Raw genomic sequence first — 24,771 nt, forward strand, 5'->3', positions numbered from 1 at the left:
TGCTCACCCCATCATCATTGCGTCATGGGTCGATGCCTTCCACCGCGACGCCCTGTAGGGTCTGGAACTCGTGGTGGAAAGTGCATTTTCGACGGTGGCGCGGGCCGCCGATCCCGAGGCCGGAGCAGACTCGGCAACCCACGACACCGCCCGGCGTGATGTACGTCGCTGGGGGCTGATCACCGCGGTCGGGGTGACGCTCGGCTATCTCGCGGTGTTACTGGCCGATGCCCGCCACTTCTACACCGACGACACCGAATCCCAGTACACCGGTTTATGGGTGTTCTTCGGGCGCGCCTTCCGCGACGGCGACTTCCCGCTGCTGGTGCCGCAGCAGTGGATGAGCGGCAACTACACCAATGAGGAAGCGGGACTGTTCAACCCGCCGCAGCTGCTGATCGATCTGATCGCGCCCTCGGTGCCGAACCTGGCCGTGTACGCCACCATCGTCAAACTGATCTTCGCGATCATCGCCGGGCTCGGCGTGTACCGCGTCTGCCTCGCCTACGGCAGCCGGCCGGAGTGGGCCGCCGCGGCGGGCGTCGCGTTCCCCTTCACCGGGTTCTTCCTCTTCTTCGATTCCGCCAGCTGGATCACCTCCATGACCGGCACCGCCTGGATGATCCACGCCTGGGCGTCGGCGGTGCGGTACTCGCGCGGCAGGAGCGGGCCGATCCCGGTCTTCGTCTTCCTGTACCTGGCGATCTCGGTGCAGTACGTGTTCCCCGCGGTGGAGGCGGTGCTCATGCTGGCCGCCGTCGCGGTCGGCGAACTGGTGGTGCGCGGATGGAAGGCGACCTGGGCTCCGATCTCCCGGCTCGCGGCCGTCGCCCTGTGCGCGGGCCTGGCGGGCCTGATCACCTTCCTGCCCTCGATGCTCTCGGCCAAGGTGAGCTGGCGCGGCACCTCGCAGATCAATAACGACCAGTTCCTGACGGTGCCGTGGTCGGAATCGCTGAACGCCTCGCTGCCCTCGACCATGCCCGCCTTCACCTCCTGGTGGGGGTACGTGCAGCCGCTGCCCATGGTCTACATCGCCTGGTTCCTGATTCCGGCGCTGGCCTTCGTGGATTGGCATGCGGCGCGGCAGCACTGGAAGCAGTTCGTATCCATCGCCCTGTTCGCGTTGATGGCGCTGTTCTGGACCGCCGGGCCGGGGACGATCGGCCCGCTGCGCTGGCCCGCGCGCGTGCTGCCGATGCTGGCGCTGGGTCTGCTGGTGCTGGTCTGCGTGCTGCTCGGGCGCTTCGGCACGGTGCGCGGGTGGCGCAATCGCGGCATCGCGGCGGGCGTGCTGATCCTCGCGCTCTGGGTGCGCAGTTTCTCCGCCGACCCGCACCACATGGTCTGGCATCTGCTGTCGGCGGTCGTCGTCGCGGCGCTCGGTGCGGGGGTGGTGTGGCTGGTGCGCGACAAGGGACTGGGCGCGGGCGTGGCGCTGGCCATCGTGGCCATGTTCCCCATCGCCTACTTCCAGGTCGATGCCGCCCAGCCGAACATCATGTCCTGGAACCTGCCCGCGAATCGCGAGGACGCCAAGGCGGCGTTCCCGAAGTTCGACACCGGCACCACCTTGCAGCTCGGCGACCGCGGCCTGTTGCAGCCCGCCGACAAGAGCCTGCAAGGCGCGTACGGTTCCCTGGTCTGGGGCAACTACGCCAAGGATCTCGAGCAGAACTACGTCAACGGCTATACGCCCAACGGCCACTTCTACTTCGGTGAGATGCTCTGCATGCGCTGGGACGGCAGCGTCTGTCCCGACTCCTACCGCCGCATGTTCGCCCCCGAACCGGCCACCGGGCGCACCCTCGCCGATCTCATGCTGATCGACCGGATCGTGTTGCAGAAGGCCATGTTCCCCGACGCGGGCAACCAACCCGCGCCCGACGGCTGGCATTTCGTGCCCGTGCCCGGTCACGAGAAGTACATCTGGGTGCTCGAACGCGACAACGGGCCGATCTCCACCGTGAACGGCCGTGTGGGCGATGCTCACAACGTCACCGCCACTTCGACTTCGGAGTCCGGCACCACCAGCACGCTGCGGGTGTCCTCGGAAACCGGTGGCCGCCTGACCTTCTCGCGGCTGGGCTGGCCCGGGTACCGAGTCACCTTGAACGGCAAGACGATTCCGTTCACCACGGTGGCCAAGGTGTTCGTCGCGGTCGATATCCCCGCCGGCACGAAGAACGCCGAACTCGAGCTGTCCTGGCGGCCGCCGGGCTGGAAGATCGGCATCGCCTCGGCCGCCGCGGGCCTGATCGGCCTGGGCCTGCTGCAATGGCTGTGGCTGCGTTCCCGCCGGGACGACGGCGACGACGGGGACGGCGGCGACCATCCGGCCCCGCCGCGCCCGGATCGTGAACTGGCGGACTCGCTCTCGTGACGGCCGTCGACTCCACGCCCGCCGGGCCGCTGCTCAAGCTGGTCCGGCGGCAGGAGATCGCCTTCGCCCTGGTCGGCGGTTTCAACACGCTCATGGGTATGGGCTTCACCATCATGTGGCTGGCGGTCCTCGACGGACCGCTCTCCACCGATGCCGCTGCCGCCCTGGCCGTCCCGTCGGCCTACTGCATCAGCCTGCCCGTCGCCTTCGTCCTGCACCGCACCCTGGTCTTCCGGGTCCGCGGCCAGGTCCTGCGTGATTTCATCGCCTTCGTGGGCGTCAACTTCGTCGGCATGCTGCTGAACACCGCCCTGCTCTGGTTCGCGGTCTCGATCCTCGACCTGCCCAAGAACCTCTCCGCGATAGCCGTCATGGCCCTGGTGGCGGTGGCCAGCTTCTTCGGCCACCGCCACATCTCCTTCCGCCGCCCCGCCCACGATTCCCACCCCGAACCGTCGGCCCGGTAGGTTGTGACCATGTCGGAGGAAACCTTGGACGCCACCCTGCTCAGCCTGCTCGCCTGCCCCCAGGACAAAGGCCCGCTCAAGCTCGTCCACGACGACAACGGCGACGCCGTGCTCTACAACCCCCGCCTCCAGCGCGCCTACCCCATCGACAACGGCATCCCGGTGCTGCTCGTGGACGAGGCCCGCGACGTCGAGGACGCCGAGCACTCGGTCTTCATCGCCCAGGACTGATCCGGTCCGGTAGTCCGCGCCGCGCAGGACCCGGAGGACTATTGCGACCAGTCGAGGTCGCCGGTCAGGTAGCGCTGGACGGTCGGGCCGACGATGGCGGTGACTTCGTCGATGGACATGGAGGCGATCGGCTCCAGTTGGATGATCTTGCGCGTCATCAGCAGGCCGGCGAGCTGGGACGCGGCCAGGGTGGCGCGTTTGTCTCCGGTGCCGGGCGGGGAATCGACCCGGGACCGTACATCTTTGAGCACGACCTCGAGCAGGAAGGCGCGCGCCAAGGCCGGATCGCCGCTGCCGAGCAGGGCCCGGAAGGCCGCGACCGCCTGCACGCCCACCGGCGAATCCCAGGTGGTGACCACGGCTCGCACGATGGTCTCGCCGAGCCGCTCCACCGGCGCGGTGGCGATCTGCGCCAGCACGACCTGCGGATCGATCGGCAATTCCAGTGCGGCGGTGAACAATTCCTGTTTGGTGCCGAAATAGTGGTGCACCAGAGCCGGATCCACGCTCGCCGCCGTGGCGATCGAGCGGATGGAGGCTTTGTCGAAACCCACCTCCGCGAACCGCACCCGGGCGGCGTCGAGGATCGCCTCCCGGGTGCCGGATTGTCCCGGGCGCCGGCCGCTGCGGCTGCCGTTGCCCGAGGTCACGCGGTGCGCCTGCGTAGGGTTGCCGCGCCGAGAGCCAGTGCGACGGTGGCGAATACCGCCACGATCGCCAGATCACGCCACATCTGGCCGGTGACGCCGGTGTGGGTGGAGACCTGTTGCAGCGCGTCCACGGCGTAGCTCAACGGCAGCACATTGCTGATCGCTTCCAGCCAGCCGGGGAGCTGGCCGCGCGGGACCAGCAGGCCGCAGAGGAAGAATTGGGGGAGCACGATCACGGGCATGAACTGTACGGCCTGGAATTCGGTGCGGGCGAAGGCGCTTGCCAGCAGACCGAGGGCGACACCGAGCACCGCGTCGAGCACGGCGATGAGGATCACCAGGAGTGGACTGCCCGCCGACTCGAGATCCAGCAGCCAGAACGCGACCACGCAGGCGATGACGGCCTGCCCGGTGGCGGCCACCGAGAAGGCGGTGCCGTAGCCGGCGAGCAGGTCGAACTTGGCCAGGGGCGTGGTCATCAGGCGTTCGAGGGTGCCCGAAACCCGTTCCCGCTGCATGGCGATCGCGGTGATCAGGAACATGACCACGAACGGCAGGATGCCGAGCATGGTGATGCCGACCCGGTCGAACAACCGGGGCGCGCCGGGCATGACCGGATAGTTCTTGTAGACGAAGTAGAGCAATGTCATGAGCAGGGCGGGCACCACCAGGATCATGGCCACGGTGCGATGGTCGGCGCGCAATTGGCGCAGGATACGCACGGTGGTGGCGGTGTAGCAGCGCAGCGGTCGCGGTCCGGCGGGACGCGAAAGGGTGGCGGTCACAGCTGTTCTCCCATTCGAATGAGCGCGAGGAAGGCGTGCTCCAGGCTGGATTCGCCGGTGTCGTGGCGTAATTCGTCGGGGCTGAGCTGAGCCAGCAGCCGGCCCTCGCGCATCAGCAGCAGTTTGTCGCAGTGCTCGGCCTCGTCCATGACGTGACTCGAAACCAGCAGGGTGCGGCCCTGTTTCGCGAGCGCGTGGAACTGCTCCCACAGGTCCGCGCGCAGCACCGGATCCAGGCCGACGGTCGGCTCGTCCAGCACCAGCAGTTCCGGATTCGCCACCAGCGCGCAGGCCAGGGAGACGCGGGTGCGCTGCCCGCCGGAGAGCTGATTGCCGCGATTCCCGGCGTGCCCGCTCAAACCGACCGCGGCGATGGCGGTTTCGACATCGGTCTTCGAACAGCCGTACAGCGCACCGAAATACGAGACGTTGTCGGTGACGCTGAGATCGTCGTAGATGCTCGGCGCCTGGGTCACGTAACCGACCCGGCGGCGCAGCGCGGGTGACCCGGCCTCGTCGCCGAGCACCCGCACCGACCCGGTTTCGATGATCTGGGTGCCCACGATGCTGCGCATGAGGGTGGTCTTGCCGCAGCCGGAGGGCCCCAGCAGTCCGGTGATGCTGCCGCGCGGCACGGTGAGCGAGATGTCCTGGAGTACCTGCCGGCCACCGCGACGCACCTCCAGGTGCTCTATCGCGATGGCGGCTGTGTTCGGCGACGTCACGGTCGGCCTCAATTCATCGAGTGTTGAATTCACTACGTGATGAATTGTGTGCCCGGCCGCCCGTGATCGTCAAGACCCGCTTGCGTGTCGCGGCGTGTCAGTGCCCGGAGTGCTGGTGAGCCGGGGGAGAGCCGGCCTTCGCGCCCGGATCGACGACCACGAACTGGCCCATCATGCCGAGGTCCTCGTGCCAGAGCAGATGGCAGTGAAACATGTACGGATTGTTCGGATCGGCGGGTCCGTCGAAGCGCACCGCGAGCCGCACCGTGCTGTCCGGCGGCAGGAACACGGTGTCCTTCGGGCCGCTCATGGCGGCCGGCGGCGTCTTGCCATCCACCTCGGCGACCCGGAACTGCACATCGTGAATGTGGAAGTTGTGCGGCATGCCGTCGCGATTGCGCACCGTCCACAGTTCGGTCTCCCCGCGGGTGAGGGTCGCGTCGATCCGGTTCATATCCATCGCGTGCTCGTTGATGGTGCCGAAGTCGAGGTCGAAAGTCCGCTCCCGCGCGGCATCCGACGCCTGCGGGGTAGCCGCGGGCGCCAGCGTGGCGGGCACCGCGGGGGACGAGCGCAAGGTTTCGGCCGCACGCAATTCCAGGAGATCGAATCGATCGTCGCCGCCGCTGAACCGGCTGCCGAAGAAATCCAGTCCCAGGTCGGGGTTTTCACTGCGCAGCGTCACCCGCTCGCCGGGCCGCACCCGCACCACGATCTCGGCTCGCTCGCCCGGCGACAATCGGACATGTTCGAGCGTGGCCGGATGCTCCAGCAGGCCGCCGTCGGTGCCGATGAGGTCGAACGCGCGGCTGTCGGAGAAGCCGAAATCGTAGATCCGCGCCGTCGAGGCATTGAGCAGCCGCAACCGCACCAGTTCGTCGCTGACCGTCCGGTAGGGCGCGAGCGTGCCATTGACCATGGTCCGATCGCCGAGTGTCCCGACATCGGCGAACATTCCACGGCCGTAACGGAATTGGTTACCGTCGAACTTCACGTCCTGCACGATCACCGGCAGATCGTCCACCCCGTAGGTGTGCGGCAGGGTGAGCGCCGATGCGGTGTCGTCGCCGAGAACGAACATCCCCGCCAGGCCGTTGCGCACGTTAGATTCGGTGGCGCCGTGCGGATGTGGGTGATACCAGAGCGTCGCGGCGGGCTGATCCACCGTCCACTCCGGAGTCCAGGTCCCGCCCGCCCGCACCGGCTGATGCGGGCCGCCATCCATCGCCGCCGGAAGATGCATGCCGTGCCAGTGCACCGACGAATCCTCGGCCAGGTCATTGCGCACCCGAACTCGCACCCGCTCACCGCGATTCGCGCGCAACGTCGGGCCGAGATAATCCCCGTTGAATCCCCAGGTCGCCGTCTGCCGCCCCGGCCGGAACTCCTTCTGCCCGGCGCGCATGTCCAGCTCGAACACCCGCGTACCGTCCGCCTCCACCGTGGAGTCGGCCAGCGGCGGTACCCATAACTCCTCGGTCATCGCCATCCCGACCGTGGACACGTCCGCCCGGGAATACGTCCACCCGAACCAGCCGCCCACCGTCAACGCGATGACCACCACGAATGCCCCGAGCCCCAGCAGTATTCGCCGGGCCCGCGATCGTCCACCAACCATGCGCCGACGTTAGGAAAACCAGCCCCGCCCCCACATCGGGCAGCGCCCGGAGATTCTCCCGGACCCGTACCCCGAGATCACCCTGTGTCACCCCTGGGCCTCGATACTCCTGCCGCTCGGGATATCGGTGTGGTGCCGTGCTGGTGGGTTTGTCCTGAATGTCGCGGGTTGTGCTGACGAAAGTCTGACCATCGGCGGAACGGCGGTATGTCGTGGTGACGCGCGGCCCACCCGGCGTCCACAATCTCCGGCATGACCGCTGTTCCCACGACCGATGGAGGCCGCCCGTGCGGGTATTGCTGACCGGTGCCGCCGGATTCATCGGATCGCACATTCATCGCGCACTCTCCGACGCCGGGCACGAGGTCGTCGCTGTCGATCTCATGCTCGCCGCCGCGCACGGATGCGCCGCACTACCACCCAGCGGCATCGAACGGGTGGATGTGCGTGACCCGGGTGCGCTCGACCCGTACCTGCGCGGCATCGATGCCGTCTGCCATCAGGCCGCCGTGGTCGGCGCCGGGGTCGACGCCCAGGACGCGCCCGCGTATGCCAGCCACAACGACCTCGGCACGGCCGTGCTGCTCGCGGCCATGGATCGCGCGAAATGCCGTCGCCTGGTGCTGGCTTCGTCCATGGTGGTGTACGGGGAGGGGCGTTACCTCGATGCGTCGGGGGCGGCCGCCGAGCCGGCTCCGCGTCGCCGCGAGGATCTCGAGCGCGGGGTCTTCGATCACCTGAGCGCCGAGGGTGAACCGCTCACCTGGGCTCCCATCGACGAGGATGCGCCGGTGCGGCCGCGCAGCTTGTACGCGGCGAGCAAAGCGGCGCAGGAGCATTACGCGACCGCTTGGGCCACGGCCACCGGTTCCACCGTGACCGCGCTTCGCTACCACAACGTATACGGCCCCGATATGCCCAGGGACACACCGTATTCCGGGGTCGCCGCCATCTTCCGCTCCAGTCTGGAAGCGGGTGAATCGCCGCGGGTGTTCGAAGACGGCTGCCAGGCCCGCGATTTCGTGCATGTCCGCGATATCGCCGCCGCCAACCTCGCCGCATTGGAGTGTCCGCTGCCAGGTTTCGTACCCCTGAATATCGCCTCCGGCACCCCCATCACCATCGCCGAAGTCGCGGCCCTGCTCGCGACGGCGCACGGCGGCAAGCCCCCGGTCGTCACCGGCGACTTCCGTTCCGGCGATGTGCGGCATATCGTCGCCAGCCCCGAAAGGGCGCGCACCGCACTGGGTTTCACCGCCTCGGTGAGCCCCCGGCAGGGGCTGGCCGAATTCGCCACCGCCCCCTTGCGTGCGGCCGTCGGGGTGGGCGCGCCCAGTTGGCGGTAGCTCTCAGTGCGCGCCGGTGGACCGGAGCAGCGGCAGGCGGATCTCGAAACGCGCGCCCTGCTCCCGGTTCTCGGCGTGGATCTCGCCGCCGTGCGCGCTGACCAGTCCGGCCGCGATGGCCAGGCCCATGCCGCTGCCGCTGCCGAGCGCGTCGGCGGTGGGGGTGCGGGCGGCGGTGCCGCGGTAGGCGATCTCGAAAATGCGGGGCAGATCGGCTTCGGCGATACCCGGGCCGGTGTCGTCGACTCTGACCCACGCCTGCCCGTCGCCGATTCCGGCGGAGAGCGAGATACGCCCGCCGGACGGGGTGTGGGCGAGCGCATTGGCCACCAGGTTGGTGAGCACCCGCCCGAGCGCGCGGTCGCTGCCCGACACCGGAATTCGGTATCCGGGCTGCATCGCCTCGAGGGTGATCTCCGCTCGTTCGGCGGTCGCCCGATTGGCGGCCAGCACCTCGTCGATCACCTCGCGCAGGTCGACGGGCTCCAGCTCCAGCCGCAAGGCCCCGGCATTGATCTTCGACATCTCGAACAGGTCGTCGACCATGGCGGAGAGCCGATTCGACTCCCGCACCAGCTGATTCGCGTACTGCTGTACATCCTGCTGCCCGCTGACCACGCCGTCCGCCAGCGCCTCACCCATGGCGCGGATACCGGCGAGGGGGGTGCGCAGGTCATGGCTCACCCAGGCCACCAGTTCGCGCCGGGACTGTTCGGCGGCGCGCTCCTGCGCCAGCATCTCCTTCTCCCACACCATGGTTCGCGCCTGCGCTCGCCCCATCAGCACGGCCGCGGGGAGGGTCACCGCCGTCACCACGCCCAGCACGATGCCGGTGCGCTCCAATGCGTCGTCGAACATCAGCCCGCTCACCGCCACCACCCCGGCGAGCGTGGCCAGGGTCGGGATCAGTACCAGCACAACCAGACTGGTGGTGACCGCGCGATTGCGGGTGTGGCGCAGCAACAGCGCGCCCAGCAGCACCACCGGCAATGATCCCGCGAGCGCGTAGCCGACGAGGCCGGAGGTGTCAGTCGGCACGGCCGCCGCCCGCCCGGTCGGGATCCGCCCCGGCGCCCGAGCCGGATCGTCCCGGTGCGGGCCCGTCGCCTACCGTGTCCTCTGCGGAATCCACTCGGCCCCAGGCATATCCGCGCCCCCACACGGTATCGATGAGGTGTGCGTCGCCGAGTTTGGCGCGCAATCGCTTGATATGCACGGTGACCGTGGACAGATCCCCGAAATCCCAGCCCCACACCTGTGACAGCAGCTCCTCGCGGCTGAACACCCGGCGCTGATGCGCGAGCAGGAACGCCAGCAGATCGAACTCGCGCGCGGTCAGCTGTACCGGCCGTCCCGCGATGGTCACCGTGCGTGAATCCTGCCGCAATTCGATGGTGCCGCCGCGCAATACCTGATCGGAGACGGGCCCGCTCCGCGCCCGCCGCAGCACCGACGCCACCCGCAGCGCCAGTTCCTTCGGGCTGAACGGCTTCGTCACGTAGTCGTCCGCGCCGGCCTGCAACCCGATCACCCGATCGTCCTCCTCGCCGAGCGCGGTGAGCAGAATGATCGGCGTCTCCGGATGCGGCCCGGCCCGCACCGCCCGCACCAGTTCGATCCCGTCCGGCGCGGGCATCATCACATCCAGCACCGCCAGATCGATGTCGTTGCGGTCGAGGACTTCTCGTGTGGCGCGCCCGTCCGCGGTCTCCACCACCTCGAAACCGTCCCGTTCCAGATAGCGGCGCACCACATCCCGCACCACCGGATCGTCATCTGCCACCAGAATGCGCACGGCCCTCACCAATTCGTCAGTATCAGGTGGGCGATCAGCAGTGTGCCCACGGCTTGTACGGCCAGCCAGCCGCGTTGATTGTCGCGCGGCAGCAGCGCGGTCCCCGCCAGCGCCCACACCTCGAAGGGCAGCCAGATCCGCTCGGTCTCGGCCTTGCTCAGCCCGCTCAGGTCCGCGGCGACAATGGCGAGCACCCCCGCCGCCGCGACCAGCGCCGCCGGATCGACCTCGGAGCGCCAGTGCCCCAGCCACTTTCGCGCCGAGTCGAGAGCGGAAGCGGCGGTCACGGTCGGCGGTTTCGGGGGAGTGTGGCTCGGCAGCGGCGCGTCCGTCGCTCCGGGCGGATCCCACGGGGTCGGACGGCGTGGCGACCGGTGCTCGGTGCGGAGAGCGGTGCTTCGTCGGTGGGCGGGCTCGGCCGCGGCGAGATCGGTCTCCGGCCCCTGGGCGGGAGCCCCTCCGTCCGGGCGGTGCACCATCGCCGGTCGCGGTGGTAGCAGGCGTAATCCGCTCCCTACGCGATACCCGGCCGCCGCCGTGGCCAGTCCGACCGCGCAGACTGTCGCCGCCAGATTCGCCCACACCCAATAGGAGTACGGCCGTTCACTGGCGATGCCTTGGTAGTACCGCTCGACCACCAGGTGATAGCCGTCCACCCACCAGAATCCGGCGGCGGTGAACGCCGCTACCACCACCGCCACGCCCAGCAGCGCGGGCAGCAGCGGGCGGAAGCTGCGTGCGGCCAGCACCGCCGCGGCCGGAATCGCCATCAGCACCAGGCCGTAACTGAGATACAGCGTGAACCCGAACAGCAATCCCGCCGCCAGCGCGGTGACCGGCCAATCCTTTTCCAGCCGAGTGGCCAGGGCCAGCAGGGCGACGGCCCATGCGCCCACGCCCGCGAAGAGCGCGTCCGCCGACACCGCGATCCAGATCGCCGCCGGAGCCAGCACCAGGAAAGGCATTGCGGCCCGGGCCCGTAACTCCGAACCCAGCGCGCGCAGGGTCACCGCCACCGCGACCACCGCGCTGGTGCCCGCGAGCAGGCACAGCGTCCCGGCCCACGCGCCGCCGCCCAAGCCGATCCGATCCAGCAGCACGAACACCAGCAATGCGCCCGGTGGATGCCCGGACACGTGCGTGGTCCAGGAATCGGGCTGAAAATCCAGAATGCGCCCGGCGAATCCGTTGACCATGGTGCGGATTCCACCGACACCACCGACTTCGTGCAGGTACTCGTCTTTGGTGGTGAGCCGGCCCGCGAACCCGCGCTGCCACCCGTCCACCATGGCGAGCGCGAACGCCCATGCCATGGCGGCGATCCAGCCGGTGAATAGCAGCCGCCCCCACGACAAGCGTTGCGCCAGCACCGGACCGTGCAGCACCACACCCGCCGCGATGGCCAGGGCCGGCGCCGTACCCCAGCCGACGTGCGGCGACCACACCCCGAAGATCGGGGCCGCGCCCGCGTACAACGCATCCCGCCACTGTTTGCCCATGATTCGCGGTAATAGGAACGCGGTCACGACCAGCAGCACGGCGATTCCGGCGCACAGGCGATCGACCCGGCGGGGCACATACCGCGCGACCTTCGTCGCGGAAGCGTTCACCATGCCGGCAACCCTATGCCCGCCGCGCGCGCGAACCCAGGTGAAACGGCATCGAGCCAGCTCCCGTCATACTTTTGTCATCGTGTCAGCCGCTCCAACCGGCGGGTCAGCCCGTACGGTCTTGGCCATGACCGAATCGACCGGGCAGCCCGGGGTCACCGTGGTGATCCCCTGCCGGGACGAGGCAGGCGCCTTGCCCGGCGTACTCTCCGCAATCCCATCCGGCTACCGGGTGATCGTGGTGGACAACGGTTCCACCGACGCCACCGCCGAGGTCGCCCGCGCCGCCGGCGCGACCGTGGTGAGCGAATCCACCCCCGGCTACGGCAGCGCCGTACACGCCGGAGTCGACGCCGCCACCACCGAACTGGTGGCCGTCCTGGACGGCGACGGTTCCATGAACCCCGCCGAACTACCCCGTCTGGTAGCCGAATTCACGCCCGGCGTGGACATGGTGGTCGGCCGCCGCCGCCCCACCAGGCGGGGCGCGTTCCCCGTGCACACCCGAATCGGCAACTGGGCCTTCGCTTTCCGGCTGCGCCGCCGCTACGGCCTCCCGGTCCACGACATCGCCGCCATGCGGGTCACCCGCCGCGACCGGCTCCAGGCCCTCGGCCACCTGCACGGCCGCTCCGGCTACCCGCTGGCCCTGCTCACCCGCGCCGCCCACGCCGGCTGGCTGGTGATCGAACGCGACATCACCTACAGCCCCCGCACCCACGGCGATTCCAAGGTGTCCGGCTCCTGGCTCGGCACCCTGCGCGCCGCCCGCGACTTCTGGAGTGTCCGATGAACCCGAAAGACATAGACCGGGACGGCTTTCCATGGCTTCCCGCACCGAAATCGAGCGACGGCCGTGTCGCCGGGGCCGCGGGAGCGGAGATCGCCGGTGCGCTGGCCGCCTGTGAAACCGCCGGATCGGAGGCGCCCGGAGTGCGGTCCGCCGGTGCGGTCCGGCCCGGCACCGCATCGGAGCCGATCGGCGCGACCGTGCTCGTCGTGGCCAAGGCCCCGATCCCGGGATTCGCGAAAACCCGCCTCACCCCACCGTTCTCACCGGTCGAAGCGGCCTACCTGGCGGCGTGCGCGCTGCTGGACACCCTCGAATCGGTGCGCGACAGCGGGGTCCGGCATCGCATGGTGGCGTGGACCGGCGACCTGGACCGCGCCGAACGGCGCATCGAAATCGCCTCGGCGCTCAAGGATTTCACCGTCGTGCCGCAGCGGGGCGAGGCCTTCGGCGAGCGGTTGGCCAACGCGCACGCCGATGCCTCCCGATTCGGCCTGCCGGTATTGCAGATCGGCATGGACACCCCGCAGGCTTCGCCCCGGCTGCTCGCCGAATCGGCGGCCCGGCTGGTCGAATCCGGCGCGGCGGTACTGGGCCCGGCCACCGACGGAGGCTGGTGGGCACTGGGTCTCAGCGATCCGCGCCCGGCCCGCTCGCTCACCGAGGTGCCCATGTCCACCGACCGCACCGGGGAGCTGACCGCTGCCGCGGTGCGCCGCTGCGGAGTTCAGGTGCACGCGCTGCCGGAACTCACCGACGTGGACACCTATGCGGATCTGCTCGCGGTCGCCCCGGTCGCACACGGCCGCTTCGCGCGCACCGTGCTCGATCTGTACTCGACGAAAACAGCGGTCGCGCTGTGAATCTCGCCGCTCCGTCGGCTCGTGAAGGACGTTCGTGAAGACCTTGCTACCGCCCGCGCTGAGCCGCCGTATCAGCCCCGCCCGCTCGACGGCGGTCACGGCGCGGGTCGGTATTGCCCTCGGCGCCGGCCTGCTCGTCGTGTTCCTCACCGGTCTGATCAGCCATCTGATTCAGCATCCGCCGGACTGGTTCCGGTGGCCGGCGCATCCGGTGTGGCTCTACCGTGTCACGCAGGGCGTGCACGTCACCGTCGGCGTCATGCTGATCCCGCTGGTGCTGATCAAACTGTGGTCGGTGTTCCCGCGGCTGTTCCGCGCGCCCGTACTGAACAAGCTCACCGGCGGGATCGCCGATCTGCTGGAACGGCTTTCGGTGGCGGTGCTGATCGGTGCGGTGCTGTTCCAGCTGGTCACCGGGCTGTTCAATACGGCCCAGTACTATCCGTGGAAGTTCTTCTTTCCCACCGCCCACTACGCCATGGCTTACCTCGCTCTCGGCGCGGCGGTGCTGCACGTGGCGGTGAAACTCCCGATCGTGCGGCACGCGCTCGCCGATCCGATCCAGGGCTCGAACCGGAAAACGGATGTGGGTGCGAAGGCCGTCCCGCGTGCGGGGGCTGCCGAAGCGGGCGCGGATGTGAGGCCGGGGCCGGATGTGGGCGTGGCCACGAATACGGGACGGAGTTCGGCCACGGACCCGGAGCCGGGATCGCGACCGGAACGGGCCCCCGCGCACGGGCTTTCGCGGCGAGCGGTGCTCACCGCCGCCGGTCTGGGTGCGGTGGTCGCCGGTCTGGCCGTCGCCGGTCAGACGGTGCCGTTCCTGCGCTGGGTTTCGCTGCTCGCACCGCGCAGCGGTGAAGGCCCGCAAGGCATTCCGATCAATCGCACGGCAGCGGCGGCCGCCGTCACCGAAACCGCCCGGGCCGCCGATTACGCGCTGCGGGTGACCGTCGGCGGCGCGACACGCAACTTCTCCCGCGGCGACCTCGAAGCGTTGCCACAGCATGACAGCGCCCTGCCCATCGCCTGCGTCGAAGGCTGGAGCGCCCAGGGCAACTGGAGCGGCGTACGCCTGTCCGACCTGCTGGCTCAGGTCGGCGACTACCGCGGCGGCGACGTCCGGTTCGTCTCGCTCGAGACCACCGGCATCTACGGTTCCTCCACCCTCCCGCGCCCGCATGTGCTCGACGACTCCACGCTGATCGCCCTGCGCCTCAATGGCGAAGACCTCTCCCTCGACCACGGCTACCCCTGCCGCCTCATCGCCCCGAATCGCCCCGGCGTCCTGCAAACCAAATGGCTGAAATCCATCGAGGAACTGTCATGACCGTGTTCCGTTGTGCCCTGGCCGTTTTCGGTATCGCCATCGCCGCCTACGGCATCGGCCTGCTGCTGGAACTCTCCACCGCGGACCTGAAATCCGTTGCCCTCTGGTTCGTCGGCGGCATCCTCGCCGACGACCTGATCTTCGGCCCGCTCGCCGCCCTGCTCGGCCTGGCGGGGCATCGACTGCTCCCCGCGCGCTGGTGGCCCGCGTGCGCGGCCGGGGCGTTCATCTCACTCGCCTTGATTCTGATCGCCGTCCCGATGCTCGGCCGCGAGGGCGCGGTCCCCGGCAACGACACCGTCCTGGACCGCGACTACACCCTGGGCCTGCTGATCGCCCTGGCCGTCGTCTGGGCGGCGGTCGCCAGCACCTTGATCTCTCGCCGCGAACACGCCGCCCCACCGCTCGCGCCCGCCCCGCCCGACCTCTAATCTCTGGTCGTGACCAGCAAGGATTCCGAATCGGCGAGCGAGGCCGAGAACACCGCCGAGGGCGGGCAGCTACGCGCCTCCACCCTGGAGCTGTTCTTCGACCTCGTCTTCGTGTTCACCATCACCCAGCTCACCCACTCCTTCACCCACCACCCCGGGTGGGCGGCGTTCGGCCAGGTCGCGCTCATGTTCGGCATCATCTGGTGGATGTACGACGGGTACGTGTGGCTGACCAACGAGGTCGCGCCCAGCAGCAGCGCCCGTCGCACCTGGCTGCTCATCGGCATGTTCGGGTTCTTCGTGCTGGCGCTGGCGATCCCGGGCGCGTTCACCGGCTCCGGTCTCGCCTTCGGCCTGGCCTATCTGCTGATCAATACCGTGCACACCTTGATGTTCCGCTCCAACGGCGGTACGCAAGTCGTCGCCGCGGTGCTGCGCCTGGGTCCGCTCAACGCGGTATCGGCGGGCCTGGTGCTGGCGGGCGGCCTGATCCACGAATGGCCGCGCTACCTGCTGTGGGGGCTGGCGTTCGGCATGCAGATCATCACGCCGTATCTGATGGATCCGAGCGGTTTCACGATCCGCACCAAGCACTTCTGCGAACGGCACGGGCTGGTTCTCATTGTCGCCCTGGGCGAATCGATCGTCTCCATGGGCGCGAGCCTGACCGGCATGGACATCACGGTCGGCCTGGTCGCCACGGTCGGCCTGGGCCTCGGGCTCTCCTACGCGTTGTGGTGGGCCTACTTCGGCCTCGACGACGAGCGCGGCGAACACGCCCTGGAAGCCCTGCCCGGCCCGGCACGCGGCCGCCCGGCCGTGCTCGCCTACGGCTACTCCTTCTTCGCGCTGCTGCTCGGCATCACCATGACCGCTGCCGGGCTGAAAATGACCATCGCGCACGGCAATTCGCCCGCCACCACGGCCGCCGCCCTCGCCCTGTCCGGTGGTGTCGCCCTCTATTTCCTGGGCCAGTGGGCGTTCCGGCTGGTGCTCGGCCTGCCACGGCCGTGGTGGCGGCTCATCGCGGCGGCCGCCGTGCTGGCCACCGCCCCGATCGGCACCGCTTGGGTCGCATGGGGTCAGCTGCTGGTGCTGTTCCTGGTCGGCTACGCCTTCGTCATCGCCGACGATCTGATGAGCCTGCGGGCCGGCGACCACAGCTCCTATGTCGGAACCGGCTCCGGCATACACGGCGGCGATGCGGCCGGACCCGCTGCGGTCGGCGAGCGGTGACCGCTGGGCGCGACCGGTTGAGCGCCGGAAAAGACTGACCGGCAAACGATTTCGGGCCCGGCGGTGCGCCGCCGGGCCCGATTCGTCGATTGTTCAGGCGCGATCGGGCAGTGCGCACCCGTCGGGACCGCAGGTGTCGGCATCCGCGACGATCTGCAACTCCGGTGCGTGATCACTCCACGCCTGTTCGAGGGCCTGCGCGAACACCTCGGCCGGCTGCGCACCGGACACGCCGTACTTGCGATCGAGCACGAAGAACGGCACACCGCGGGCACCGAGCTGCGCCGCCTCGGCCTCGTCCTTGCGTACCGCGTCGGCGTAGGCGTCGGGGTCGTCCAGCACCGCCCGCACCGCGGCCTCGTCGAATCCCGCGTCCACCGCAACCTTGACCAGGCGCTCGGTATCACCGAACAGCGGACGCTCATCGGCGAAGTTGGCCGCGTACAGCGCATCCAGCAGCGCCTCCTGGCGACCCTGTTCCAAAGCGAAATGCAGCAGCCGGTGCATATCGAAACTGCTGCCGAAATCGCGGCCCTCGGTGCGATAGGGCAAGCCCATCGCCTCGGCCTGCGCGCCGATCCCGCGCTCATTGGCCGCCGCCTGCGCCTCGCTGATCCGGTACTTCTCGGCGATGTGCGGCACCACCGCATCGCTGAGACCCTTGGGCAGTGACGGGTCCAGCTCGAAGGACCGATGCACCACCTCGACGGCGTCACGATGCGGGAACGCCTGCAACGCCTCTTCGAACCGGCGCTTGCCCAGATAGCAGAACGGGCAGTTGATATCGGTCCAGATCTCGACCTGTACGGCCATCACACCTCACTCCAACGACACTGTTTTCGCGGACCGGATGGCCCGCCACCAGGTGTTTCAACCCGGATGCGGTGCCGGGAATTCCGGCGTGACCCGCGTCACAGTGCCTGGTTGTCACGTTCAGCGCACCTGGTTTGTCCCATAGCCGACCGAATAGGAACGGCCCCAAGGGAGCAAGCCATGAACGCCACCACGCACAAGATCGTCGTCCTCGGCGCGGGCTACACCGGCATGCTGGCCGCCATCCAGCTGGCGCGTCGGACTCGCAAACTGGCTGGGGTGCGGATCACGCTGGTGAACCCCGCGGCCCGGTTCACCGAACGCCTGCGCATGCACCAGATCGCCGCCGGTCAGGAACTGAATCAGTACATGATTCCCGAGCTGCTCGCCGGCACCGGCATCGAATTCCGCCAGGCGGCCGCCACCGCCATCGAAACCGGTACCCGCACAATCACTCTCGACGACGGCACGGCGCTGCACTATGACCACCTGGTGTACGCGCTGGGCAGTGCCACCGACACCACCCGGGTCCCCGGCGTCGCCGAACACGCCTGGACGCTCAACGATCCGCGACTGGCACACCGGTTCTCGCTGCGCCTGACCGAGACCGCCGCCCGGCGCGGCAATGTCGTGGTCTGCGGTGCCGGTCTCACCGGAATCGAAGCCGCCGCCGAGATCGCCGAAGCGCACCCGGACCTGACCGTCACCCTGGTCGGCTCGGGCGAGCCCGGCGCCATGATGGGGGAGAAGGCCCGCGCCCACCTGAACCGCGCGCTGGACCGGCTCGGCGTGATCCGCGTGGCCGGTGTGCAGGTCACCAAGGTGCTGCCGGACGCGATCCGGCTGCACACCGGTCAACTGCTGCCCGCGGACCTGACCCTGTGGACCTCGGGCGTCAAGGTCTCGCCGCTGGCCAAGCAGGCCGGCATCGCCACGGACGCAAAGGGACTCATCATCACCGATGCCACCCTGCGCTCGGTCTCGCACCCCGAGATCCACGCCATCGGCGACGCCGCCGCCATCGAGATGGCGTGGGGCCGGGTGCACGGCACCTGCCAGACCGGCATGCCCAGCGCCGCCTACACCGCCGCCGCCCTCACCCGGCTGCTGCGCGGCAAACAGCCGAAGCCCTTCCGGATCGGCTACTTCCACCAGCCGGTCAGCCTCGGCCGCCGCGACGCGGTCATCCAGTTCACCAATGCCGACGACACCCCGAAGCGCTGGTACCTGAAGGGCAAGGCCGCCGTCTTCTACAAGGAGAGCGTGTCGAGCAGCCCGGTACCGGCCTTCAAGATGAGCAAGCACGTGAATGTGCAGGTGGCGATGACCAACGGCGGCCGTGCCACGCGGAAGCCGGCGTGAAGGCGCCAGGTGGGGCCGGACGGTGCATTCGATTCCGGCCCCGCTGGACGCTCCGACTACTAGACCGGTAGGTATGAGTTCCATGCAGGACCACGCGACCGACACCCCGGACGGCGGTATCGACCCCTTCGTCGAACACCGTCGCCTGCTCTTCGGAACCGCCTACCAGATGCTGGGCACCGTCACCGACGCTGAGGACATCCTCCAGGACACCTGGTTGAAATGGCATGCGGTGGACCGGGATTCGGTGGAACACCCCAAGTCCTACCTGGTCCGCACGGTCACCAATCTGGCGCTCAACCGCCTCACCTCCGCCCGCGCCACCCGCGAAACCTATATCGGCCCATGGCTGCCCGAGCCCTTGATCACCGCGGCCGACGCCGCCCAGGAGACCGAAATGGCGGATACCGTCTCGACCGCCATGCTGGTGGTCCTGGAGACCCTCGCCCCCGTCGAACGCGCCGTCTTCGTGCTGCGCGAAGTCTTCGGCTACTCGCACGCCGAGATCGCCGGCTTCCTCGACCGCCCCGAAACCACCGTCCGCCAGATCTCGCATCGCGCCCGCAATCACGTGCACTCGCGCCGCCCCCGCTTCGACGCCGACCCCGAAGCCCGCTCGGAGATCACCGAGAAATTCATGGCGGCCTGCCACGGCGGCGATCTCAACGCCCTCATGCAATTGCTGGCCCCCGATGTCACGCTCTGGAACGACGGCGGCGGCATCGTCACCGCCGCGCGCCGCCCGCTGCACGGCCCGGACCATGTGGCGCGCTGGATCCTCGGCGTGCTGGCCAAACCGGTATCCACCGGCTTCGGCCTGGAAACCGCCATGGTGAACGGCGAATTGAGCGTGCTGTTCACCCTCGGCGACTACCGCGGCGGCGCACTCACCTTCGACCTGGTGGACGGCCGCATGGAAAACATTCGCTTCCAGGTCAATCCGCAGAAGCTGGCCGGGATCGCGCGCGCGGACGAACCGAAAGCCTGAACCGGCAACGGTCATGTCCCGCCGGCTCCGGCGGCGATGGCAGAATCGGGCCTCGTGTCTGCCGAGGAACTCGCCGTCGAACCATTGGCCGCCGCCCGGCGGATATTGGGGGCGACACTGTGGTCCGGCGCGGTGGGCATGCGGATCGTCGAGGTCGAGGCGTACGGCGGCGACCCCGGCGGACCCTGGCCCGATCCGGCCGCGCACTCCGGCCGCGGGCGGACCGCACGCAATGCCGCCATGTTCGGGCCGCCGGGGGTGCTGTACGTGTACTTCAGCTACGGCATGCACACCTGCGTGAACGTCACCACCGGCCCCGACGGCATCGCGAGTGCGGTGCTCATCCGGGCGGGGGAGATCATCGCCGGCATCGACGAAGCGCGCGCCCGCAGACCCGCCGCCCGCAAGGACGCCGACCTGGCCCGCGGACCCGGCAATGTCGGCAGCGCGCTCGATATCCGGTTGGCGGACTACGGCACCCGGCTCTTCGACCCGGCCGCGCCCATCCGCCTCGAACTCGGGCCGGAGCTCACCGACCTGTCGGCGATCGCCGTCGGCCCGCGCGTCGGTGTCAGCCTGGCCGCCGACGTGCCCTGGCGGCTGTGGCTGCCGGAATCCCCGGCCGTGTCGGCCTACCGCCGCAGCCCGCGCGCACCGCGGGCCGCGGGCTAGACCTACTTCGTCGCATACACCTGCTGATACAGCTCCCACAGGGTCTGCGCCGTCACCTCCGCGCCCGTGCGATCGGTGTATTCCTGCACGTGCCGGGCGAATTCGACCTGGGTCTCCCGCGACAGGGTCAAGCCGTACCCGGCCTCCAGCAAGTAGGCGATCCCGCCCTTGCCGGATTGTGAATTCACCCGGATCACCGCCTCGTAGGTGCGGCCCACATCCGCCGGATCGATGGGCAGATACGGTACCTCCCAAGGGATTTCACGCTCGTCCCGGCCCAGCCGCGCGGCCCGCTCCCGATGCTCGGCGAACCCCTTCTTGATCGCGTCCTGATGCGTCCCCGAGAACGCCGTGTACACCAGCTCCCCGGCGTACGGGTGGCGCGGATGAATCGGCATGCGGGTGCACTCGGCCACCGTCGCGGCCACGGCATCGATATCGGAGAAGTCGATGCCCGGATCCACGCCCTGCGCATGCAGATTCAAGGCCAGCGTCGCCAGATCCACATTGCCGGTGCGCTCGCCGTTCCCGAATACGCAACCCTCCACCCGCTGCGCACCCGCCAGCACCGCCAGCTCCGCACAGGCCACGCCGGTCCCGCGATCATTGTGCGGATGCACCGACAGGATCACGCTGTCTCGCCGCGCCAGGTTCCGGTGCATGTATTCGATCTGATCCGCGTACACGTTCGGTGTCGCGATCTCCACTGTCGCGGGCAGATTCAGCGTCACCGGCCGCTGCGGCGTGGCATCCCACAGCGTGGTGATCCGATCGCAGACATCCAGCACGAAATCCGGTTCGGTCAACATGAACACCTCGGGGGAGAACTGGAACCGCACATTGGGCATATCCCCGGCCAGTTCCAGAATGTCGCGCCCGCCCGCGGTGATCAGATCGGCCACGCCGTCGCGCGAGACCCCCAGCACCACCTCGCGCCAGGTCGGTGCGGTGGCGATATACATATGAATCACAACGGGATTGGTGATCCCGCGAACGGACTCGACCGTCCGTTCGATCAGATCCCGCCGGGCGGGGGTGAACACCACGATGGTGACATCCTCGGGGGCCAGCCCCGCCGTGCCGATCAATCGCACGAAGTCGAAATCGGTCTGCGAGGCGCTCGGATACCCGACCTCGATCTCCTTGTAGCCCATGGCGACCAGCAGCTCGAAGAACCGTCGTTTGCGCGCCGGATCCATCGGCTCGGCCAGCGCCTGATTGCCGTCCCGAAGATCCACCGGCACCCACAGCGGCGCCTCGGTGATGCGATTGCCCGGCCAACGCCGATCGGTCAAGGGAACCGAAACCCGTTCGTACACATCGCGATAACGCTGCGAGGGCATGGGGGAGGGCTGCTGGCGATTCCAGGTCGTGGAAGTGGACATACTCGAAAATTCCTTCGCGTCGGTGGAGATGACCGGCGCAGCACATCGACCCGCGGACGGGGTGCCGGTCGATCAGACCCCGTCGCGGCGACGAAGGAGAAGCAGGGCACCCGTATGCATGTGGCCTAGACTAGAGGGTGATAACTCCTCAGACAAGTAGAGAGGTAGACCAGGTATGGCGCAGGTCCAGCGACACCCGCTCGCCGCCCAGGCCGCCGAGGTACTGCTCGGCCGGATTCGCGCGGGGGAGTGGGCGCTCGGCCATCGACTGCCCGGCGAGACCACGCTCTCCGCGCAGCTCGGCGTCGGCCGCTCTACCCTGCGCGAGGCCATCCGCGAACTCGCGGGCAAGGGCGTACTCGAAAGCCGCCAGGGCGCAGGGGTTTTCCTCACCGCGCTCGATGTGACCGAAGACTGGGACACGGTGCTGCGCCGCGCGGACATCGTCACCGTCATCGAGGCGCGCATCGCCATCGAAGCCGAAGCCGCCGCATTGGCGGCCCGGCGCCGCACCCCCGCGGACCTGCGCGCCCTATTGCGCGCGCTGGCCGCGCGCGCCGAAGCCGGGGAAGGCATCGAAGAGCTGGTGGATGCCGACACCGCGTTCCATCGCACCGTCATCGCCGCCGCGCACAACGACATCCTCATCCAGATGTTCGACGCCTTCGTCCCGCGCCTGCGGCAAGCCATGATCGACATGCTGCGCATCCGGCCCATGCGTGACCCCGGGGCGGACCACGACGCCCACGAACTCCTCTATACCGCCATCCGAGGTCGCGATCCCGAGGCCGCCGCCACCGCCAGCCGGGTCCATCTCACCGCGTTGAAGGCCGCCTTCGAGCGCTGACTCCGGCCGGGAAACCGCCCCTGACCACCTCCGATGGCCGTCTCGAAATTTTCTTCCGCACCCGCGATGAGTTTCCGTGCCGGGCTCCGTCAATACAGGCAAGCGCGCCGCACCCACCGAAACCCAAGCCCCGTAAGGAAACTCGAAATGACCGCCATCGCCGCCCCCGCCCAGTCCGTCGCCAACGCCACCCCTGGCAAGACCCGCAACCGCGTCCTGTGGACCCTCCAGATCGTGCTCGGCCTGTTCTTCATCATCGCCTCCGGCCTGCCCAAGCTGGTCGGTCAGGCCGACGCCGTGCACGCCTTCGAAACCATCGGCTGGGGCGACTGGTTCCGCTACTTCACCGGCGTCGTCGAGGTCTCCGGCGGCATCGGCCTGCTGGTTCCCCGCCTCACCGGTCCCGCCGCCGCCGGCCTGTCCATCACCACCGTGCTGGCCGCCGCCACCCAGATCTTCCTGCTCGACGCCCCCGCCCTGGCGCCCTTCCCCCTGATCCTGGCCGTCATCTTCGCCTGGATCGCCTACGAGCGCCGCGACAGCTTCGCCACCTTCACCTCCCTGGTGAAGCGCTAGCCGCTCGACAACCCGGATATTGGCTCGACCCGAAGTCCGCCGCCGATCACAATCGGCGGCGGACTTCGTATGTCGGGTGACAACTGGTTTCGCGACGTTCGGGGTAACTCGTCGGGTACGCCCGAGATAGCTGCGTCCCGGAGTTGCCGCCGCATGTTGAGCAGCCGACGGCAGGTCAGCCGGGCGCTGAAGTCCCGAAGAGGCGGAATGGAAAGATGGGTAACCGTGAGCGGAACCGACATCATCGACGAACTGACCTGGCGCGGGCTGATCGCGCAGTCCACCGACCTCGACGCCCTGCGCGCCGAGATGGCCAAGGGCCCGATCACCCTCTATGCCGGTTTCGATCCGACCGCGGCCTCCCTGCACGCCGGGCACCTGGTCCCGTTGCTCGCGCTGAAGCGTTTCCAGCGGGCCGGCCATCGCCCGATCGTGCTGGCCGGTGGCGCAACGGGTCTCATCGGCGATCCGCGTGACGTCGGCGAGCGATCCATGAACTCCACCGACACCGTGGCCGAATGGGCCGGGCGCATCCGCTCCCAGCTGGAGCGCTTCGTCGACCTCGGCGATGCCCCCAACGCGGCGATCATCGCCAACAACATGGATTGGACCGGCCCGCTGAGCACGGTCTCCTTCCTGCGCGATATCGGCAAGCATTTCTCGGTGAACGTGATGCTGGCCCGCGACACGGTGAAGCGCCGCCTGGAGTCCGACGGCATGTCCTACACCGAGTTCTCCTACATGCTCTTGCAGGCCAACGACTACTTGCAGTTGCGCCGCAACCACGGCTGCACCTTGCAGGTCGGCGGCTCGGATCAGTGGGGCAACATCATCGCCGGCGTCGAGCTGAACCGCCGCGTCGACGGCGAGCACGTGCACGCCCTCACCGTCCCGCTGGTCACCTCGGCCGACGGCAAGAAGTTCGGCAAGTCCACCGGTGGCGGCAGCCTCTGGCTCGACCCGGAGATGACCAGCCCCTACGCCTGGTACCAGTACTTCGTGAACACCGCCGACGCGGATGTGGTCCGCTACCTGCGCTGGTTCACCTTCCTCTCGCGCGAGGAGCTCGACGAACTGGAGCAGGCCACCGTCGAGCGCCCGCACGCCCGGGAGGCGCAGCGCCGCCTGGCCGCGGAGATGACCACGCTGGTGCACGGCGAGGAGAACACCGCGGCGGTGCAGCTCGCCAGCCAGGCCCTGTTCGGTCGCGGTGAACTCCGCGATCTGAACGAGCCCACCCTGGGCGCGGCCCTGACCGAAGCGGCCGTCGACGGCACGGTCGCCGAGGCCAAGCCGGGCGAAACCATCGTGGATCTGCTGGTCGCGGCCGGTTTGTCGGAGAGCCGCGGCGCCGCCCGCCGCGCCGTCAACGAAGGTGGCGTCTCGGTGAACAACACCAAGATCGCCGATCTGGAGTGGACCCCGTCCGACGCCGACTACCTGCACGGCAGCTGGCTGGTACTGCGCCGGGGCAAGAAGAACTTCGCCGGCGTGCGTCGCGCGGGTTCGTAATCCGCCGGACCGATACGAAAACAAGATCGCCGAGAGCTGGGTCACAGAATCGTGCCCCGACCCGGCGATCTTGTTGTTTCGGGGGTCCGCGACCTGCACAGACACCGCGCTCACCAGGCGATTTGCATTAGCGTTTTCCTGGGCGTAACTTAGTCCAGGTCAGAGCGACACGGACACCGACCGGGTGCCAAACGCCCAGCTCAGAGGCTGGAAACGAGGATCCGGAAACGAGGTTGTACGAGGAGCGCCTGGCTTTGAACACTCCAGCCGAAAACTAGTTCTTGACTCTGTCGAGACTTGAGGTTAGGCTGGAACGGTTGCCTCGTTGGACATCTGATCAACTTCAGATCTAAAAC

Annotated in this window: 23 protein-coding genes and 1 pseudogene; 15 read left to right on the forward strand and 9 right to left on the reverse strand. The window is 68.6% G+C overall.

Going from position 1 to position 24,771, the window contains the following annotated elements; genetic code table 11:
- Nucleotides 1–193 precede the first annotated feature (193 nt).
- Genes NI1_RS34345 through NI1_RS34355 form a run of 3 tightly spaced genes read left to right on the forward strand, consistent with a single transcriptional unit; the run spans nt 194 to nt 3,081 of the window.
- Nucleotides 194–2,383, forward strand: coding sequence for a hypothetical protein (locus tag NI1_RS34345; protein ID WP_245663553.1), 2,190 nt, complete (start codon nt 194–196; stop codon nt 2,381–2,383).
- Nucleotides 2,380–2,850 carry a GtrA family protein gene (locus tag NI1_RS34350; protein ID WP_067829754.1) on the forward strand — a complete coding sequence of 157 codons (471 nt, stop codon included), beginning with the start codon at nt 2,380–2,382 and terminating at the stop codon, nt 2,848–2,850. The genes NI1_RS34345 and NI1_RS34350 overlap by 4 nt, the downstream gene beginning before the upstream one ends.
- Before the next feature lie 9 nt (nt 2,851–2,859).
- Nucleotides 2,860–3,081 carry a Trm112 family protein gene (locus tag NI1_RS34355; protein WP_067829901.1) on the forward strand — a complete coding sequence of 74 codons (222 nt, stop codon included), beginning with the start codon at nt 2,860–2,862 and terminating at the stop codon, nt 3,079–3,081.
- Nucleotides 3,082–3,119: 38 nt separating this feature from the next.
- Here the strand turns inward: NI1_RS34355 and NI1_RS34360 are convergent, their stop codons facing one another.
- The 4 genes from NI1_RS34360 to NI1_RS34375 all read right to left on the reverse strand — a co-directional run bounded on the left by NI1_RS34360 (nt 3,120) and on the right by NI1_RS34375 (nt 6,859).
- Nucleotides 3,120–3,731, reverse strand: a complete 612-nt coding sequence (locus tag NI1_RS34360; protein ID WP_067829757.1) for a TetR/AcrR family transcriptional regulator — start codon at nt 3,729–3,731, stop codon at nt 3,120–3,122.
- Nucleotides 3,728–4,516, reverse strand: coding sequence for an ABC transporter permease (locus NI1_RS34365; RefSeq protein WP_084524169.1), 789 nt, complete (start codon nt 4,514–4,516; stop codon nt 3,728–3,730). The genes NI1_RS34360 and NI1_RS34365 overlap by 4 nt, the downstream gene beginning before the upstream one ends.
- The gene (locus NI1_RS34370; protein ID WP_067829760.1) at nt 4,513–5,241 is read right to left on the reverse strand and encodes an ABC transporter ATP-binding protein; all 729 of its coding nucleotides are present in this window, start codon (nt 5,239–5,241) and stop codon (nt 4,513–4,515) included. Before NI1_RS34370 ends, NI1_RS34365 begins: the two co-directional genes overlap by 4 nt.
- A gap of 97 nt (nt 5,242–5,338) precedes the next feature.
- The gene (locus NI1_RS34375) at nt 5,339–6,859 is read right to left on the reverse strand and encodes a multicopper oxidase family protein (protein WP_084524170.1); all 1,521 of its coding nucleotides are present in this window, start codon (nt 6,857–6,859) and stop codon (nt 5,339–5,341) included.
- A gap of 287 nt (nt 6,860–7,146) precedes the next feature.
- Between NI1_RS34375 and NI1_RS34380 the strand changes: the two genes are divergently transcribed.
- On the forward strand, nt 7,147–8,205 hold the full coding sequence (locus NI1_RS34380) for an NAD-dependent epimerase/dehydratase family protein (RefSeq protein ID WP_067829765.1): 1,059 nt from the start codon (nt 7,147–7,149) through the stop codon (nt 8,203–8,205).
- Between the two features lie 3 nt (nt 8,206–8,208).
- On the opposite strand, the gene NI1_RS34385 is transcribed toward NI1_RS34380, so the two are convergent.
- The 3 genes from NI1_RS34385 to NI1_RS34395 are packed head-to-tail and all read right to left on the reverse strand — an operon-like array spanning nt 8,209 to nt 11,613.
- Nucleotides 8,209–9,243, reverse strand: coding sequence for a sensor histidine kinase (locus tag NI1_RS34385; protein WP_067829767.1), 1,035 nt, complete (start codon nt 9,241–9,243; stop codon nt 8,209–8,211).
- Nucleotides 9,233–9,994: a response regulator transcription factor gene (locus NI1_RS34390; RefSeq protein ID WP_169815679.1), complete on the reverse strand. Its 762-nt coding sequence runs from the start codon at nt 9,992–9,994 to the stop codon at nt 9,233–9,235. The genes NI1_RS34385 and NI1_RS34390 overlap by 11 nt, the downstream gene beginning before the upstream one ends.
- 11 nt (nt 9,995–10,005) lie before the next feature.
- Complete coding sequence (locus tag NI1_RS34395) at nt 10,006–11,613, reverse strand: hypothetical protein (RefSeq protein ID WP_084524172.1); 1,608 nt, start codon at nt 11,611–11,613, stop codon at nt 10,006–10,008.
- 124 nt (nt 11,614–11,737) lie between these two features.
- Here NI1_RS34395 and NI1_RS34400 point away from each other — a divergent pair, with 124 nt between their 5' ends.
- From NI1_RS34400 to NI1_RS34420, 5 genes are read left to right on the forward strand one after another with little or no spacing between them, the layout of a single operon-like run.
- Nucleotides 11,738–12,403: a glycosyltransferase family 2 protein gene (locus NI1_RS34400; protein ID WP_067829770.1), complete on the forward strand. Its 666-nt coding sequence runs from the start codon at nt 11,738–11,740 to the stop codon at nt 12,401–12,403.
- Nucleotides 12,400–13,263, forward strand: coding sequence for a TIGR04282 family arsenosugar biosynthesis glycosyltransferase (locus NI1_RS34405; RefSeq protein WP_084524173.1), 864 nt, complete (start codon nt 12,400–12,402; stop codon nt 13,261–13,263). The genes NI1_RS34400 and NI1_RS34405 overlap by 4 nt, the downstream gene beginning before the upstream one ends.
- Nucleotides 13,264–13,297: 34 nt before the next feature.
- Nucleotides 13,298–14,593 carry a molybdopterin-dependent oxidoreductase gene (locus NI1_RS34410; protein ID WP_245663545.1) on the forward strand — a complete coding sequence of 432 codons (1,296 nt, stop codon included), beginning with the start codon at nt 13,298–13,300 and terminating at the stop codon, nt 14,591–14,593.
- Nucleotides 14,590–15,024, forward strand: a complete 435-nt coding sequence (locus NI1_RS34415) for a hypothetical protein (protein WP_084524174.1) — start codon at nt 14,590–14,592, stop codon at nt 15,022–15,024. The genes NI1_RS34410 and NI1_RS34415 overlap by 4 nt, the downstream gene beginning before the upstream one ends.
- A gap of 9 nt (nt 15,025–15,033) precedes the next feature.
- A complete protein-coding gene (locus tag NI1_RS34420; RefSeq protein WP_067829773.1) occupies nt 15,034–16,260 on the forward strand; it encodes a low temperature requirement protein A in 1,227 nt (408 codons plus the stop codon).
- Between the two features lie 93 nt (nt 16,261–16,353).
- Here NI1_RS34420 and NI1_RS34425 read toward each other — a convergent pair whose 3' ends face one another.
- Complete coding sequence (locus tag NI1_RS34425; protein ID WP_067829776.1) at nt 16,354–17,073, reverse strand: DsbA family oxidoreductase; 720 nt, start codon at nt 17,071–17,073, stop codon at nt 16,354–16,356.
- A 180-nt stretch (nt 17,074–17,253) separates the two neighbouring features.
- On the opposite strand from NI1_RS34425, the gene NI1_RS34430 reads away from it, so the two are divergent.
- From NI1_RS34430 to NI1_RS34440, 3 genes are all read left to right on the forward strand, one after another.
- The gene (locus tag NI1_RS34430) at nt 17,254–18,435 is read left to right on the forward strand and encodes an NAD(P)/FAD-dependent oxidoreductase (protein WP_067829779.1); all 1,182 of its coding nucleotides are present in this window, start codon (nt 17,254–17,256) and stop codon (nt 18,433–18,435) included.
- A gap of 73 nt (nt 18,436–18,508) precedes the next feature.
- A complete protein-coding gene (locus NI1_RS34435) occupies nt 18,509–19,423 on the forward strand; it encodes an RNA polymerase sigma-70 factor (protein WP_439957329.1) in 915 nt (304 codons plus the stop codon).
- A 54-nt stretch (nt 19,424–19,477) separates the two neighbouring features.
- Nucleotides 19,478–20,095 (forward strand): DNA-3-methyladenine glycosylase, encoded by a 618-nt coding sequence (locus NI1_RS34440; protein ID WP_245663546.1) that lies wholly within the window; start codon nt 19,478–19,480, stop codon nt 20,093–20,095.
- 14 nt (nt 20,096–20,109) lie between these two features.
- Here NI1_RS34440 and NI1_RS34445 read toward each other — a convergent pair.
- Nucleotides 20,110–21,480: pseudogene (locus NI1_RS34445) on the reverse strand (2-isopropylmalate synthase); the annotation flags it as partial.
- 175 nt (nt 21,481–21,655) lie between these two features.
- On the opposite strand from NI1_RS34445, the gene NI1_RS34450 reads away from it, so the two are divergent.
- From NI1_RS34450 to tyrS, 3 genes are all read left to right on the forward strand, one after another.
- Entirely contained in the window at nt 21,656–22,327 is a 672-nt protein-coding gene (locus tag NI1_RS34450; RefSeq protein ID WP_067829784.1) for a FadR/GntR family transcriptional regulator, read from the forward strand.
- Between the two features lie 147 nt (nt 22,328–22,474).
- Nucleotides 22,475–22,903, forward strand: coding sequence for a DoxX family protein (locus NI1_RS34455; RefSeq protein WP_067829787.1), 429 nt, complete (start codon nt 22,475–22,477; stop codon nt 22,901–22,903).
- 207 nt (nt 22,904–23,110) lie between these two features.
- Complete coding sequence (gene tyrS / locus NI1_RS34460; RefSeq protein WP_067829790.1) at nt 23,111–24,415, forward strand: tyrosine--tRNA ligase; 1,305 nt, start codon at nt 23,111–23,113, stop codon at nt 24,413–24,415.
- Nucleotides 24,416–24,771: the final 356 nt, after the last annotated feature.

It is taken from the genome of Nocardia inohanensis NBRC 100128, from assembly GCF_001612945.1.
GTDB lineage: Bacteria > Actinomycetota > Actinomycetes > Mycobacteriales > Mycobacteriaceae > Nocardia > Nocardia inohanensis.